Below are 16,810 nucleotides of genomic sequence, written 5' to 3'. Positions count from 1 at the left end.
GGGTTGAAAAACCTCAATTAAAGCCATGATGCAAGGGAAAAGCTGCCTTACCCCAATCGTTTTGACCAAGAAATCCTGCTTGCCATCTATAAGGCTAAGTTACACCTTGAACAAGTAATAGACTTTTTAAACCAGTAAACTCATACTCTAAACAACGCGATCGCGGTATGGCGATCGCTTATATCCTGACAAGGGATTAACATTACTGGGGTTATAGGGTTAACAGCAGCACATACCCTGAAAGCTTTAGGTACGCTAGGAGACGTAGAAAAATAAAAGGTAAAAAGATGAATTTTGCCTTTTTGCTCCATCCTTTTACCTTTTTATGTACCTGATGCTTATTTAATGTTAGCCCTTGCATCCCTCACTGCGGCAATAAAAAATAATCCTGTTAGAGGAATACTCAACCCTAGGATAATTGCAGTTGCTGGAACGCCCAAATCTGGCTGTCCGTAACTAAGTTCAAAAATTGAACCGACGGCTGCGATCGCTGTTATACAAGAACCACCGAGAAATAAACCGCTTTTTGGAGTTAAATACACTACTAGCCCCCTATGCTACTGGTTTCACAGCTTGATATGAGAAGCCATTCTTAGATAACTCCTGTGCCAAAGTCAAGGAGTTTTCTACGCGGTCTACAAATACTACCCCGTTCAGATGATCCATCTCGTGCTGAATGCAGCGTCCTAGTAAGTCATTAGCCTTTAATGTCCGAGGACGACCATATTCATCTTTATAAGCAATTTCCACTTCTTCGGGACGCTTAACGTCCATGTAAATGTTAGGAATGCTCAAACATCCTTCTTGGGCAACGCAGATTTCTTTACTCACCTGTTTAATCGTGGGATTAATCAATACCAGTGGTGGATTGACAGCGTTATCTGGTTCAAGGTCAATGACAATTAGTTGTTTATGAATTCCCACTTGGGGAGCAGCCAAACCAATACCATCGTTGCTGTACATAGTTTGCAGCATTTCGCGTATCAGTTGGCGAAGTTCATCATCTACTTTAGTAATACGCTTTGCGGGTTGACGCAGAACGCGATCGCCTAAATAGTGCAGTTCCAAAGGCGGATTTTTTAACTTTTTTTTCTCAACAGCAATTTCAGAGGGCATGGTTCTCAATGGCTAAACTGTGCAAATTCCTACTAATTCAATTCTATCAATCTCGTTAGTGGTCAGTTGTTAGTTTTAGTTGTACTCCCCACTTACTAGTTTTTTGGCTCTCAGTCCATCTAAAAGTTTGCTCCGTCGAGTATAAATGGTGATGTTATCTCACGCAAAGACGCAAATCCGAACTTTGCGCCTGAGCGCGAAGTTTAGATTTTGGGGTGATGTGTGTTTAAATTTCTCACAAAACTTGACTACTTACTTAAAGAAACTTTCCTGGGTTTGCTACGCGGAGGGTGGATGAATTGGGCAGCTGTGAGTACTGTGACAGTGTTACTATTTTTATTCGGCTTGAGTTTACAAACTTCCTGGCAAGTAGAAAAACTCCTTAACCAATTCGGTAGCCAGTTGGAAGTATCAGTTTATCTTGAGCCAGGTATCCAAGCCCAAGCCATTGAGCCATTTGTGGCGAAAATGCCAGAGGTGGTAGGGATAGAAACAATTACTAAAGAGCAAGCTTGGACTAAGTTAGTCAAGGAACTGGGAATTTCGGATATTGATGGTGCTACCCAACAGTTAGGGGATAATCCTTTGGTGGATGAGATGAAGGTGAAAGCCCGTAACTCTCAAGTTGTACCGACTTTAGCAACTCAATTGGCTAAGTTGCAGGGAGTTGATACAGTACAGTACGTAGATGAAGCAGTTAAACGCATCGCCCAGTTACATCAAGGTCTAAACTGGATTACTTTGACAATTACAATTATTCTTACTTCGACCGCGATCGCTGTTACTACCACAACCATTCGACTAATAGTCATGGCGCGACGGCGGGAAATTGAAATCATGCAACTGGTGGGAGCAACTGCTGTTTGGATTTATCTGCCGTTTATTTTGCAAGGAATAGCCTTTGGCTTGCTTGGCGGTGCGATCGCTTGGAGTTTTATTTCTGTCATTCAACAGTTTCTGAGTAAATTAATAGCTAATCAACCTGAATTTATCCAATTTATTACCAATGGTTTGCAACTCACTCCCACACAAATTTTACTATTGCCACTGATTCTCTTAAGTTTTGGTGCAGCGGTAGGATTAATGGGGAGCTTGTTTGCTGTGCAGCGTTTTGCCAAAGGATAGTCAGTGGTCATTGGACAAATGTCTTATTTACGAATTACGAATTATTATGAAATCTCAATGGGAAAGTTTTTTACAAAATCTCGGTGTATGGGAAGGTTCATTCACCGTGTTTTCGCCTCAAGGTACATTTGTCAAGGATATCCCTAGCCGTCTCACTCTAGAAAAGCTGAACGACAACGACAAAATTCGGCTGACTCTATGTCGTTCGGGGCTAAACGATATGGTATTAGATTTTACTTCTGTGGGTGGAAGCCTGCTGTTTTTTGAAAATGGGGCCTTTTCTCAAGGTTCAATTCAGCTTGCACCATTTACCGAATTTGGATCAGAATTTAGTTTTATCTATGAAAATCGCCGCTTACGTCTGGTGCAAATTTTCGACCAAAACGGTCATTTAGACAGACTCACCTTAATTCGAGAACACTTAGCTGATACTCCAAAAGCAGAACGTCCAGCGTTGCAGGTAGAAGACTTGTTAGGGACATGGCAAGGCGAAGCAGTGACAATATATCGAGATTGGCGATCGCCTGAAATTTACTCTACAACTCTGCAATTACAACTTGATGAAACTGGGCGATTAATTCAAAGTTTGAGTTTTGGCGAACGGACAATTACTTCAACTGCCACCATCAAAGGTTCTATCATCCACTTCGATCGAGATCCACAAAAGCAGATGCAAGTATTGCTATTACCTGATGGCGCTTCTGCAACTTCTCCCTTGCATGTGCAATTGCGTCAATCCCTCTTCCTAGAGGTGGGTTGGTTAATTCAGCCAAATCTGCGCCAGCGGATGGTTCGCAGCTACAACGATAAAGGTGAATGGACTAGCCTGACATTAGTTACTGAAGAAAAAACACAGCATTAGCTTGATGCAGAATGATTTTATAGTCCGTTGAAACAGACTGAGGCTAATCACCTCAGTTCAAGCCGAGGCGGACAATAACAAATTAGCATTGTGAAAAATGTTTCAGACTTAAGCAATAACTCTCTGAAACTTTTATTCATTCGTGTCTTACTCTTCAAAAAATTGCCACTATAGCCTTCGGCAAGACAAGTTTGCTTTGCACTACGCGTAAACGCGTTCTTTGTAGTCAAGCCTTATCTATATATGAATATGAGAATGGCTAATTAATAGCCATGCTTGATTAAAACCTAATCTCTCTACTTCCTCAGTCCGCAGTTAGTATCTTTGATTGCACTCACCATAAAAACTTTACTGTACGCATCTAGCAATATGAATAACGTTTTTATACTAAGATATTGTCAATAAATACTTGAAATTTTCGTTACTTAAATTAAAAATTTTAAGTATCATTACGGAGGCAATATATTTTCTAGAGGAGTTAAATTCTAGTTGCAGTGCATTCGGAAGGAGAAACTTTAAAAATAAATCAAAATGTTAGAGAGATACATAACACACAATTACTTCGTACTGGGTCGTGTAAATTTGTAACAAGATTAGCTAGTGACTGTAAATAATCTGGGTAACTTAGTATAAACGTTTTCTGTCTGATATCTAGTTTTCAATGAATTAAACTAAATTAACAGCTAATTTAGAAACTTGGAAAATTAGACCGTATATTTTGAACTCGACTCCTATATCTAAATCAGGGTAGATAGGTATTTGCATATATGCAACAAATATATCTGATAGTGTTGCAAACAACGATTCTTGTACTAGACGTTCCTCGTCACTGGCTATAACTCAAAATTTAAAACATTTCGCATCTATCAAACCATACACAACCAGTTAAATTACAAAAGCAGAAATGAGACTTCTGAGCGGGTTGCATCTTCACACAATAAACTATGGCTTTGACAGAAGTAAAAGTAATTTTTGGTTGATAAATAGTATTTAGTTTTTATTGCCGCACTATCACTAACTTGCAGTCACCATAATATTTAAAGTTTTAGAGAAAAAACTATGCCATCACCCTATTCAGGATTTCCAGATCCAGGAAGTAGCAAAAGTGCAGCTTTAGACACTACATCTGCATCATATATTAATGGCCCCCTTAGCAGTACCCCAAATATTTTTCAGGACTCCGTTAGTGGTACTGATATTAGCGATTATTACAAATTTCGCATTGGTGCGAGTAGCAGCGATCCCGATAGTGTGGTGACGCTGAGATTGGATGGTCTGACTGGTGATGCAAGTTTGACACTATATAACGAAACTAGTAGTACTGCTCTCCAAACTGCGAATGCTAATGGTACGACACCAGAATTAATAGCTCATAGCCTCAATCCAGGTATCTACTACGTTCGCGTTGGGTCTGTGAGTGGTGCTAGCACTAATTACAACCTCAGTCTCTCAGCTAATCCAATTACTACAAATAAACCCAATGATGACACACAAGCGCAAGCATTCAGTATTGGCACTTTAACTAGCAACTACAATACTAGTGATTATGTTGGCAATAGAGGTGTCATCCTCGACAACAATGACTACTACACATTTAACGTAGTCAGTAATGGAACGTTTAGCTTGACCTTAGATGGTCTAGGCGGCAATGCCAATGTAGAATTGCTGAATAGCTCTGGCACAAAAATTACCAATTCAACGCAAGCAGATACTAATCCAGAGTCGATTAATACTAGTCTTGCCAGCGGTACTTACTACGTTCGGGTGTTTCCTGGTGGGTTCGGTTCCACAAACTACACCTTGAACCTTGGCTTTACCACAGACCCAGCAGACAATGCTGGGAACACTCTGGTAACGGCTCGTAATATCAATACCTTAACCTCCACTCCTTCAGAGTTCACAGACTATGTAAATAGCGTTGACACTAACGATTATTACCGTTTTGATTTAACATCCAGCGCCCTAATTGACCTGAAAGTAACACCTGAAATAGCAAACGCCAATGTCCAACTGCTCAACAGCAGTGGTGGGTTAATAGTCAGTTCTACTCAGAGTGCTACTAATCTAGATATCATCCGACGCAGCTTGAATGCAGGTACATACTATATTCGGGTGTATCCTGCTTCCGGTGCGGCAACAAACTACGATTTGAGTGTCTCTGCTACAGCCATTGGCCCTGACATAGCACCCAACGCAAAACCTACAGCTAACAACATCGGTACGCTGAATGGTTCTCAGAACTTTAGTGATTTTGTTGGCACTATCGACACTAACGACTATTACAAGTTTAATCTGACTCACACAAGTACTTTCAATCTTACCCTTAGCGGTCTATCTGATAATGCCGATGTAGAGTTGCTCAATAACTCTGGGGTAATTATTCAAAGTTCAGTCCTGATGGGAAATGCTAGCGAGAATATCAATACCACCCTAACAGCAGGTACTTATTACATTTATATTAAGCCTGTTAGCAATGCTGAGACTTTCTATAATCTGAGTCTATCTGCCGAGATTCCAAGCACCATGCTGGAAATTTCCCCAGGTTCTGGCAGTTCCGACCCCAAAAATCTCACGGCGCTAGGTAATACGTTGTACTTTACTGCCAATGATGCTGTCAATGGTATCCAACTCTGGAAGAGTGATGGCTCTGTGGCGGGTACAACCAAAGTCACTAATATTAATCCTGGTAGCTTTAACCCTGACAAGCTCACGGCTTTTGGTAGCAAGTTGCTCTTCAGTGCTGATGATGGTACTAACGGGAGAGAACTGTGGGTTTACAATGGCACGACAGCCACATTGGTAAGTAACATCAATCCTGGCTCTGCGAGTTCAAACCCCAAAAATCTGACCGTAGTTGGTAACAAAGCATTCTTCACTGCCGACGATGGTACTAACGGCGTTGAACTGTGGGTTTATGATGGTACAACAGTGAGTCTGGTTAAAGATATCTACTCAGGTTCCACGAGTTCTAGCCCTGAGAATCTTATCGCCTTTAACGGCAAGCTTTATTTTTCTGCTCGTGACTCAGCTAACGGCATTGAGCTATGGTCAAGTGATGGCACAACAGGAGGAACCGGTCTTGTCAAAGACATTAGAATCGGTGGACAAAGTTCAGCTCCTGCCAAGCTCACTGCTGTTGGTAACAGCCTCTACTTTACTGCTAATGATGGCACTAACGGCGTTGAGCTATGGAAGAGTGACGGCACAGCAGGGGGAACCAGTCTTGTCCAAAATATTACCCCAGGTACGGGTGGTTTTGGGCCGAGCGAACTCACAGCTGTAGGCAGTACCTTATATTTCGTCACAGATAGCAACAATGACTTCAAGCAGGAACTATGGAAGATTGATAGTAATGGCGTAGGGCGGGTCAAAAATGACCTGAACGCAGCCCCAAATATCGGTTTTGGCCCGCTCAATATGACTACTGTCGGTAGCACCCTCTACTTTACAGCCTACGACAGCACAACCGGGCTGGAACTGTGGAAGAGTGACGGCAGTGATGTGGGCACAATTCTAGTTAAAGATATTTGGTCTGGTGCAGACCCTAACAACAGTATTCCCGATAGTCTCGTTAATTTTGGTGGCACTCTCTATTTTGCGGCTTCCGAGCCTACAAACGGTAGAGAAATATGGAGCAGTGACGGCACAGCTGTAGGTACGCGCAGGGTTAATAACATTAATTCTGGAACGGGCAATGCTAACCCTGCCCAGTTGACTGTCGTTGGTACGCGGCTGTTCTTGACTGCCACAAACGGGACAAATGGCACAGAATTGTGGGTTTTATGAAAAGGAGGTGATGTTTATAAAGTTTTGAGTAATTAGCGCCAGTTAAATAATTGCATTCTCATTTGAAAAAAACTCTGGACCGATTAGGAAATCTCTTCTAAATAGCGATCTCAAAATCAAAACCAAGAGGAAAAGCCGCGAAATTCAAAAGTAACCAAATTGACACAAAAACACGAGGGAGAGATTTTCATGAAAAGCAAAATTCTAGCTATTGCCGTTGCCGCAGGTACCGTTGTTGCAGGTAGCTTGTTCTCTGCACCAGCCCACGCTCAATTAACTGCTAACCAAGACGTGGACGTTGAAATTAACGTGCCAGAAGTACTCTTCTTGCGGACTTTCCAAACAATTTCGTTGGATATTTCTGAAGCAGAATTAGGAGGAGTTACTACAGGTGGAGTTGGTCAAGATTACAACAATCCTGCCTTGACAGACGGTACTACTACTATCGATCAAACCAGTCCATTTGCTGCTTTGTCAGCTGGCACTATCACAAAAAATGTGGCTGAGTTATACGCAGTTTGGTCTAACAACCCTGGCGGTGCTACCATTACCTTGACTGCCTCTACCCCTGGTCTGACAAGCGCTGGTGGTGCCACTGCAACCATTGCCAATGTCACCAACACTGGTACTGACCCAACTACTGCAATTGGTTTACAAACACCTTATGTTGGCGGTGCAGATATCGAGTTTGACTTGAGTACTGCTACGGAAGCTGGTCTCTACAATGGAGGTATCATCAACGTTAGCGTAGCAACTCCATAGCTCCAATGCTACTAGTGCAGGCATCTTGCCTGCTGCCAGATCGGGCAAGCAGGATGCCTTTCTCAGTGCAAGAGGTCTATTACGTAGCCAGAATTTTGGGAAAAATCCAGTCAAATGGTCAGCAATCAGACAACTAGCCACCAACCTAATCTTAAATACTGCCTGGGTATGCTAGTGGCACTTCTGGCTTGGCCGCAGCCTGAAGCTATAGCACAATCGTTGAATGTAGCAGAGCCAACACAAATTTATCAGCTCTCCACACCTCAACAAGTAATTGTTCCTCCCCAACAGTTAGGAGAAATCACACCTGCTCCTGTCAGTGAGACAGTGACGAATCCGCAAGATTTACTAGCTCCTCCTCAGTTTAATACGGTGATTACCCGCGAATTACCAGGGCTTTGGCAGATGCGGGTTCCTCTAGACCAAGTCGCTTCTCTGTATGCCACTTATGAACTTAAAGCAGGAAATGGACAAAGCGATCGGTTTAGCAACAATGAACGTTCTGAACAGACAGTGCGGGTTGTTGTCGAACCGTTACCTATTATCGAAATCTCCCGCGATGAAAACACCAATACAGCTTTAGTTGAGGGGGGCGCGCGGTTGCATTTTGATCTCGCGAATGCTCACTCTGCGGGTGGATACGGGGGTGTATTAACTGTAACGGTCAATCAACGTTAGTTAGTAATACTCCACGTAAAAGGAGTATGTAAAGGTTAAAAATTTATCACAATGTTTCGTAAAGCCACAACTTTAGCCTTAAGTTTAATAGGGGCATTTGTCCTAGGGATACCAAGCGCCACTGCTCTCAATATTGGCGTTAGTCCAGCCCGAATTGAACTGGAAATTAATCGCAAAACTCGCACGCAAGCAATTCGTGTACTCAACATGTCTTCTGAGCCGATTGAACTCAAGGCTTATGTCCGAACTTGGAAGATGAGTGAAGACAATAAGCTTGTAGAGGTTCCCCCTACTGAAGAATCATTGGAACAGTGGGTTGTCTTTACTCCATCTCAATTTACTATTCCTGGGCGCAGCGCTCAGACTATACGTTTTGCTATTCGTCCCAGAATTCAGCCTAAATCTGGCGAACACCGCGCTGTGATTTATTTTCAAGAAATTCCCGCCACTAATGAAAAAGTGAAGGATGTGCGTACAGTTGGACGTATAGGTGTTGTTCTCTACGGCTATGTAGGAGACATCAAACGAGTTGGTGTAGTCAATTCAATTACTGTAGATTCTAAACCTAATGGTGCTACAGCCCTATTTGATGTATCTAGCAAAGGTACTGGTTACGTCCGTTTAAACGGTCAATATGGCATTTGGCCCGCTGCTAAATATCCGGGAGCTAATGCCACGAAACCTATAAACGACGTGGAAAAACCCGGAAAAAAACTCCCAGAGAATGTATTAGCTGCGGGAACTTTACCCTTGTTACCCGTGTTACCTGATACTCGTCGTCGTCTGCAATTGCCCATCCCTAAGACATTAGCTCCTGGTAAATACGTATTAGATATTAACGGCGAGTTGAATGGGGTGAAAATCAACCAAGGCATTCCCTTTGTTATTCCAGAAGCTACTGCAAACGCATCAAATCAAACTAAGCCTGCTGCTCGCAATCTGAGAAATCGTCTTCAGAAGAAATAGCTTTTCTCATATCTTGCACCTCTGCGTATAATCCTTGTTTTAGGGGATAAGTCCTAATAAATTTACATGATTTTTCTGAGCTTTTACCGCTAAATCAAGGACTTTAAATTTGCTAATTAGTGCTTAAATAACATCATTTTTTGTGCAAGATGTGAGGTTCATCGCAAGGCAAAGTTGATTTTTACTAAGCCTGAAATTATTTACTGCCAAAGATTATTTCGGCAGTAAATATTCGCTTACTCACTTTCCCAATTTTATGTAATTTTTGTGCTTAACTAAATATGCTGCATCTCGCTTTACCACCTACGCCACCTATAGTTGTTATTACCCTACAGTCAGAAAATGTTTTTGATCAACATTTGGATGACAAAAATCTTAATTTTATTAAGCAACAAAAAGGGACGGTAGCCGCCTCAGAGAATGGCGGTAATGCTACATCAGCAAAAGCCCAGAACTTAGATGCTGTTGGGGAAGAAATACAGTACCAAAATTCAACGCGAGGTATTACCACTACTAGCAATAACGAAAAATTTCCACCTGAATTTTCTACTGGTAATCCTGCTAATACAGATTTAACACTTTCATCAGAAGTTGTGAATTCAACTGATGAAGTAGTTGCAGAAGTTCCATCAGTTTCAAAAAATGCTGATCAATCTGCTAATGAATTAGTTGCTGAAGTTCCGGCAGGTTCAAAAAATGTTAATCAACCCGCTGATGAAGTAGTTGCGGAAGTTCCATCAGTTTCAAAAAACAGCAATCAACCAGCAGAAAATTCTTCTAATAGTGCAGTATCTTCTTTAGAAGCTGGTACAAAATCTAGCAGCGATCTTAAACCAACAGAAAATAATAATAGTAGTCCTGTACCTGCAAGTCCAGATTCGTCTACTATTACTCAAAATATCAAAGCGGTAGACGGCAATTTTCTTGTTGGTGTAATTATTAATAGACGAGAAGTCGGTAGCTTAGATATTCGCATTGATGGCAATTCTATTGTAGTTCCCCTGGGAGCATTTGCAGAAATTGCTGATTTCACTGTTGAAAATATTGATGGTAAGACTAGACTAAAAACGCCTTTAGGAGTTGTTGACTTACTAGCAAGTAACCTCAAAGAAATTGATGGCATCACTTATCTTAGTGAGGCAACACTCAAAGAAAAATTATCTATATTATTAAAGTTTGATTCTGCTAATTTAGCATTGGTTGTTGACCTACCTTGGCGGCGCGGTAGTGGTGAATCTCAACAAACAGCATCTGCTTTGCAACCTGAAGTTCTAGCTCCTATTAGCGGGCTTTCTAGTTTAAGGCAAGAATTACAAATCACCAACTCTTCTGGAGATACACGCTTTCGTAGTTCTACCCTTTTAGGAGGAAGACTAGCAGGAGGAAATTGGCGGGTTCGTCTGAATAATAATTTTGTAAATCAACCTGATATTTCTGAATATTTTTTCTATAAACGTAGTAATCAATTACGTTATCAAGTAGGTAGGCAACAGATTGGTTTGCATCCTCTATTGAATGGGATGAATTTGACAGGGGCACAAATCGGTTATAGTAATTTACCAGCTGATAGATTTAGACAACAGTATAGTGCATCTGAACTTTTACCTAGACGCTCTCAACCTTTACAAAGCTTTAGAGGTGAAGTACCACCAGCAAGTTTTGTGCAACTCAGAGTCAGTGGAATTATAGTTGCACAGCAACAGGTTGGACTTAATGGAATATATGAGTTTATTGATGTCAACTTACCTACAGGTAACAACAATGATATTGAATTGTTGATTTTCGATCGCAACAATATCAACATTCCTGTTGAAATTCGCTCTTTACGAATCAATGCTTCTGATTTGTTGCTACCAGCAGGAGGTAATGTGCAACTAGGGGGCTTGGGTTTAAGTGGGAACTTAGCCCAAGATTCTTTATTTGGAGATTTCGGTTCAGAATCAGGTAAGCTAGTCGGATTTTATCAATTACGTCAAGGTCTTTCTGAGAACTTAACTTTTGAAGGTTCTGTACAATCAATTCCCGGTACTGTACAGACGCAAGCTGGCTTCATTTGGCGATTAGCAAATCCAGCTGTTCTAGCTACTAGTCTTGGCACATCTCGCGGTCAAGTTGGTTATACAACCGATTTAGATATCAATTTCGGTAAGTTAGAAATTCTTGGTAATTCGCAGTTATTTCCTACTGGCTATAACTCAAGCAGTCAATCACGCGATCGCTTCAATCATAGCCTGGAAACAAATTATAAATTCAGCAATAATTTTAAACTGGGATTTATTGCCCGCAGCCGCCAAGATGAAAGTAGAAATGCTAGCTATATTATACCTACTTTTACTCTAAATCCTTTTAATAACTTATCTTTAAGGGGTAGACCCGACCTGGACGGGCGATATTTATTCAGTAGTTACTATTACCCCAGTCGAGCAACTAGACTGGCTTTCAACACCTTTGGTGATATATACACTTCAGATATTACTCATAATCTAAACCGCAACTATCAGTTTTCTCTTGGTGGCGAATTTGGTGGCGATTTAGAGCCTCGTTACTCTACGACCCTTAATTACAATTCTCGTAATATCAGTGGTCTGAGTTGGCGGGTGGGACTTGCCTACAGTGATGGTGATGTCGGACCAATTGTAGGTGCTAGTATGCAAGTACTTCCTGGCTTATTTGCTAGGGCAGAATATCAAGGCATTCCTTCTAGAAGTAGAAGTCTTTTAGGAGGATTCGGAGACGATCGCCTCACTGTTTTACTGGTATCAGATTTGTCTTTTGCTGGAGGTGGTGTTGCTCCTGCTAGTTCTTATGGTTTGGGGCAGGAAAAAGGTGGCATCTCTGGACAAATTGTTGTAGAAGGAGGCAAGAAAGACTTTAATTTAGGTGGAGCCAATATCCGTGTTCTAGATAGTCGTAACAACAGAGTCGGTACAGCTAAAACGGACTCTGCTGGTAACTTCTTTGTTGGCAACTTACGAGAAGGTATCTACATAGTTGAACTCGATCCAGACAGGTTACCCATAGAACTGGCAGTCGGTAAAACCACCATAGTAGCTGAGGTTGCAGGTGCTGCAATCACTCGTTTAAGTTTCGCTGTGACAGAAGAATATGGTTTGGCTGGACGCATCACCGATGTAGCAGGTAAGCCGATGACAGAAGTGCGAGTAGAACTTATTAATCCCGCTGGCGCGCGTGTCTTATCAACTATGACTGACCAATTTGGTCTTTACCGTCTAGATGGAGTCCCCATTGGTAACTATACATTGCGGGTTCCTAGCCAAGATGGTATTACTAACAGTGAAACTCTCCCCAAACTAGAAGTCGCGATTAACAAAGATTTCGTCTACGACCAGAATCTGCAATTGCCGATTACCGCAGCAGCTAAGGACACAAAAGAGAAATAATTGAGAAGCGATCGCTTCCTCAAGTAAGTCTGCACACATCACTCAAATTCTGTTTCGCAGAAAGATTTTAACAACTCGATACAGTTAGCGATCGCTCCTAAATGGGCAATTTCATAGCCGTGGGTGTTTTGTGTAGGAAATGCCAAACAAGCAGCACGACCAACATGACCAAATTTCATGGCGATGGAAGCATCACTGCCAAATTGACTTAGAGTTGTTAGCTGTACTGGCATCTCTAGTTTTTTGGCACTATGGCGCAACTGACCATTTAGTGTCTCATCATAAATGCCATACGCATCTTGAGAAAGAATTACCGGGCTTTTCCCGTCCTCAACTGGGTATTCATTCGCTAGCGGACAAATTTCTAAAGCAATTAAAGCATCCAAGCGCTGATTTTGGGTAAAAAATAAAGCCCCAATTGCTCCTACTTCTTCTTTGGCTGACGCTACCAGATAAACATCAACTACTGGCTGTTTCAATGTTTGAGCCAAAGCTAGCAATATAGCAACAGAAGCTTTGTTATCTAGGGTGTAACTAGCAATGTGATCCTTTAAACGAATGGGATGTTTGCGATGCTTACCAATCACCATTCTGGTTCCGGGTCGAATGCCAGCTGCTTCTAGTTCAGCTGTGGTGAGTTTCGTTTCAATCCAGGCATTTTCCCACTTGAGAATAGTATCTTCCTGCTGGACTTTTTGGGGGGATTCGTGGGAAACGTGGCGAGAACCAAAACTAAGAATACCGTTGATAGTTTCGTTATCTCCCAGTAAATCGACAACGCCTTCACCATAAACCCAAGGGAAAGCACCCCCAAGCTTGCGAACTTCCACACGACCTTCATCGCCGACAGTTTTGACAATTGCCCCAATTTCGTCTTTGTGTGCTGTGATTGCGATTGCTTGCTCTGGATTTTTACCAGGAATTTTAGCAATAATATTATCGGCGCGATCGCACCAAACTTCTACACCCAGTGCGGCAAATTTCTGCATCAAAAACTGGTTGATTTCGGCTTCTGCACCACTCGGAGAATGGTGCATGACTAATTTTTCGATGATTTCAAATAGGCGATCGTAGTTCCACATGGATGTATTATTAAAGTCAAAAACTAAGTATAAAGATTTTTACTTTAAATCATATACCCAAGGGCAATATACAAGCTATAGCCAAAGAAAAACCAAACTGTTTTCAGCAACCAACCTTTACTTTCTTTGTGAGAGTTGATTGTACATTAGGAACTTGACTTGTTGCCGTCAGCAGTGACTTTTTGCGTTTGTATTTCATAAAGGCGATCGCACCCAGAGTACCAATTCCCAATGTTCCCAATGCTGTTGAAGGTTCGGGGACAGGCTGGGCTGATTTTGCAATTGTTTGAAAAGCCCTATCTCCTATGATCTTGTGAGCAGTAGTTGTAGGATGGATTCCATCCCAAAATAAATATTCATCCTGCTTTGATTGGTCAATTGCACAAGATGGAATCGATTGGTCGAATAGACAAGGTTTTGTCACTTCCTTGAAGCCATATTTACTCGGGCGATCGATTACATCTTCTAACACAGAATTAACATCAAAAGAGATTAGTTTCACGTCAGGAGCTAGGACGTTGTCTAAATCTTCAATGACTTTGGATAAGTCCTCGTTATGCTGTTCAGTCAAATCACTTAAAATTTGGGAAGTGCCGTTGGGTACGGGCAAAGTAGGATCGAAATTCTGAGCGCGAGGGGTTAGACCTAAATCGGGTAAGTTGACTAGCAGAATATTTTTAGCACCGACACTGGCCAGAGATGCAACTGCCGTCTTTAAATTATTGATTGTTTGTGTAGTATCAGTAAAAGGCTGGAAATAATTAGGGTTAGCGTCGGTAGGTAAATAATCATTAGCACCAGCCCACAATACATACAATCCATTTGAGTCAGCTTTCTGATTAGTTTGAATTAGCGGTTGTGCAAAAGCTCCAATTTGTTGTTGCAAGCCTGGTAGAAGTGGCGAGACTGTGTTGATACTTGTGGTGGTAGCTCCTCCGAAGGCAAAGTTAATGCCATTCTTGGGGGTAGCGCCATTTACGACATTAATATATGGAGTCGGAGAACTATCTAATTCTAGCTTTTGGGCAAGCTCCTCTATCCAGATAGGTCCATTGGAAAAGCGTCCTTGAGAGTATGGGGGAGGAGGAATGGTTTGCCCGGAAGCAGCAAATACGTTACCAGTATCTGAAAGACTATCACCGAACACATAAATGCTATCAATACCAAAAGTGCCAGCCGAAGCTTTTAGCGGCAGCATAAAAGAGAAGAGGACAAATCCTGCCGCCATAAGTTGCTGTTTCATATTTATCTTAATTGTTGTATTATTTGCTGCTTTTTTAAATTCAGAACTAGGTAAATCTATCGTGTTACTTGACTAGTTATTATAAAGTCAAGCACTTTTAATCAGCTTTATGTGCGTAATTCTATTGAATAGATAACCAATACTAAATATACAGGTTAGGATTGCTCTCAATCTAGAGATTTATCTGATTTTTATCATTAAACAGGTATCTTGCAAAGAAATTGTAAAGCTGGCACGCAAAAATTAGTAGGGTAGGCAAATAGCCCACCCTACCGTTAGCTTTAAACTAGCTACAATAGAATTCAGTTTGGCGATCGCTTTAACTTCAAAGCATCAACAGCCGACACACCTTCACCCTGCGTACCGAAATACCACAAAGCCCCAGCAGCTTCAGCGCGAGTAACTGGTTTTTTCGGTTGCAACAGTGTTGTATAGCCAAACACCCGCCGAATATTCGACTGTTCGCCATTTTGGAAATCAGCTAAGACTGCACGTAAAGCCTTGGGGTCAATCTTCCCTATATCTTGAAAACCCCAAGTTTGCTTGACTGCATCCAAATTGGCAGCGGGTAAAGCTTGGCGGGTATCCAAAGGTACTTTCCACAATAGCAACTGCTCCCGCGTCAGGGGTGCATCCGGACGAAACAAAACTGTTGTCGAATCACCAGACAAAGGACTGGGAACTAACCCAGCTTCAGCTAATCCCTGAATTTCTGAAAAATTCGGGTCGGTTTTCGAGACATCACTAAAAGCAGGTTGAGTACTTTCCGCAGCTGAACGAATCTGCTTAGCTGGATTATTAACATACATAGCATTATTAGCAGCAACTAACCAACGGGCATATTCCCGGCGGGTAATAATTTTACTTGGTTCAAATTGGTTAGTTGTAGCATTATTGCTCTTAGTTGCTGGAGAGCCTACAGACAAAACTCCTAAAGACGCTAAATCTTGGATATATTGCCGCAGTTCTTGCGGTGCTTTGTTGAGATCGTTAAATTCCTGAGATGCCGCTGTAGCATTTGTTTGGTTATTAGACGTGCTTCCTGGCTGTGTTGCCAAGTTTGAAGGCGGTACAGGGCCAATAAACTGAGGATCGCCCGGTTGGGGAACGTTGTTAGTAGTTTCAGTCGGACTGTTGGTTGGGTTGGGTTGTGCCGTTGCTGTACTATTGGGTATGTACTCAATTAGTAATGCAGTGGCTGTTTGTGGTTCATTGGGAGCAGGGTTAGTAACTGATTGAGCTTGAATCGACACCTTCACCAGCAAATCGTTACGACGTGCCTCAAAATCTCCTCCCACCTCATCTGTTGGCTGTTGCAAAATCTGCCAGTTGTTTGTCTGAAACTGGGTGCGATAAAAGCTAGTGATAAAATTGCTGGGGTCAGAACTCAACCAGCGCGTAGATACTTTATTTTCTGAACCACTAGTAGGTGTAATTTCCTGTAATTTGGCGTTGGGATATAACGGGATATCTTTGGGAAAGTCAGCTGGCAACTCAACTGTGGGTTCATTTTGCCCCGTTTGTGTTTCACCCGCTTTCGCTTCCCCAAAGATACCAGTGGTATTTTGCAATCTAGGATCTGCCGCCAAAGATTGTTCGAGGTTTTTGGCGGTTGGACTGTTAGCGCAGGCTGTTAAAGAAGAAAGGAAAACAGCCAAACTCAGAAAGACAGCTGGATGTTTAAAGGGAAGCACAGGCAGTCAAAAATTGCGTGTCAATTCCTACCCTAGCGCAGATTGTCAATAATTTATTAAGTTGTATGTATTTTCAGCTATATGTAATTGCCAAT

At 41.9% G+C, this 16,810-nt stretch carries 13 protein-coding genes; 7 read left to right on the top strand and 6 right to left on the bottom strand.

Annotation, left to right across the window (positions count from 1 at the left end; translation table 11 throughout):
• Positions 1 to 140 precede the first annotated feature (140 nt).
• The 3 genes from RMY31_RS24740 to def are packed head-to-tail and all read right to left on the bottom strand — an operon-like array spanning position 141 to position 1,116.
• Positions 141 to 311 (bottom strand): hypothetical protein, encoded by a 171-nt coding sequence (locus RMY31_RS24740; protein WP_409878327.1) that lies wholly within the window; start codon positions 309 to 311, stop codon positions 141 to 143.
• A 27-nt stretch (positions 312 to 338) separates the two neighbouring features.
• The gene (locus RMY31_RS24735) at positions 339 to 542 is read right to left on the bottom strand and encodes a hypothetical protein (RefSeq protein ID WP_322661883.1); all 204 of its coding nucleotides are present in this window, start codon (positions 540 to 542) and stop codon (positions 339 to 341) included.
• Positions 543 to 552: 10 nt separating this feature from the next.
• Positions 553 to 1,116: a peptide deformylase gene (gene def / locus RMY31_RS24730; RefSeq protein ID WP_322661880.1), complete on the bottom strand. Its 564-nt coding sequence runs from the start codon at positions 1,114 to 1,116 to the stop codon at positions 553 to 555.
• Between the two features lie 222 nt (positions 1,117 to 1,338).
• On the opposite strand from def, the gene RMY31_RS24725 reads away from it, so the two are divergent.
• From RMY31_RS24725 to RMY31_RS24695, 7 genes are all read left to right on the top strand, one after another.
• Positions 1,339 to 2,241, top strand: coding sequence for an ABC transporter permease (locus RMY31_RS24725; protein WP_322661878.1), 903 nt, complete (start codon positions 1,339 to 1,341; stop codon positions 2,239 to 2,241).
• A 46-nt stretch (positions 2,242 to 2,287) separates the two neighbouring features.
• Positions 2,288 to 3,103, top strand: a complete 816-nt coding sequence (locus tag RMY31_RS24720) for a DUF3598 family protein (protein ID WP_322661876.1) — start codon at positions 2,288 to 2,290, stop codon at positions 3,101 to 3,103.
• A 1,059-nt stretch (positions 3,104 to 4,162) separates the two neighbouring features.
• Entirely contained in the window at positions 4,163 to 6,889 is a 2,727-nt protein-coding gene (locus RMY31_RS24715; protein WP_322661874.1) for an ELWxxDGT repeat protein, read from the top strand.
• A gap of 189 nt (positions 6,890 to 7,078) precedes the next feature.
• A complete protein-coding gene (locus RMY31_RS24710) occupies positions 7,079 to 7,651 on the top strand; it encodes a hypothetical protein (RefSeq protein ID WP_322661872.1) in 573 nt (190 codons plus the stop codon).
• 114 nt (positions 7,652 to 7,765) lie between these two features.
• On the top strand, positions 7,766 to 8,329 hold the full coding sequence (locus RMY31_RS24705) for a hypothetical protein (protein ID WP_322661871.1): 564 nt from the start codon (positions 7,766 to 7,768) through the stop codon (positions 8,327 to 8,329).
• 51 nt (positions 8,330 to 8,380) lie between these two features.
• Entirely contained in the window at positions 8,381 to 9,295 is a 915-nt protein-coding gene (locus tag RMY31_RS24700) for a molecular chaperone (protein WP_322661869.1), read from the top strand.
• Positions 9,296 to 9,576: 281 nt separating this feature from the next.
• Complete coding sequence (locus RMY31_RS24695; RefSeq protein ID WP_322661865.1) at positions 9,577 to 12,696, top strand: carboxypeptidase regulatory-like domain-containing protein; 3,120 nt, start codon at positions 9,577 to 9,579, stop codon at positions 12,694 to 12,696.
• 38 nt (positions 12,697 to 12,734) lie between these two features.
• On the opposite strand, the gene RMY31_RS24690 is transcribed toward RMY31_RS24695, so the two are convergent.
• From RMY31_RS24690 to RMY31_RS24680, 3 genes are all read right to left on the bottom strand, one after another.
• The gene (locus RMY31_RS24690) at positions 12,735 to 13,778 is read right to left on the bottom strand and encodes a M28 family peptidase (protein ID WP_322661863.1); all 1,044 of its coding nucleotides are present in this window, start codon (positions 13,776 to 13,778) and stop codon (positions 12,735 to 12,737) included.
• Positions 13,779 to 13,881: 103 nt separating this feature from the next.
• The gene (locus tag RMY31_RS24685) at positions 13,882 to 15,021 is read right to left on the bottom strand and encodes an SGNH/GDSL hydrolase family protein (protein WP_322661861.1); all 1,140 of its coding nucleotides are present in this window, start codon (positions 15,019 to 15,021) and stop codon (positions 13,882 to 13,884) included.
• A 302-nt stretch (positions 15,022 to 15,323) separates the two neighbouring features.
• Positions 15,324 to 16,715 (bottom strand): S-layer homology domain-containing protein, encoded by a 1,392-nt coding sequence (locus tag RMY31_RS24680; RefSeq protein WP_322661859.1) that lies wholly within the window; start codon positions 16,713 to 16,715, stop codon positions 15,324 to 15,326.
• Positions 16,716 to 16,810: the final 95 nt, after the last annotated feature.

The organism is Dendronalium sp. ChiSLP03b, assembly GCF_034531165.2.
Classification (GTDB): Bacteria; Cyanobacteriota; Cyanobacteriia; order Cyanobacteriales; family Nostocaceae; genus Dendronalium; species Dendronalium minutum.
The sequence above is the reverse complement of the archived record's forward strand: the minus strand, read 5'-3'. Positions and strand labels throughout refer to the sequence as shown.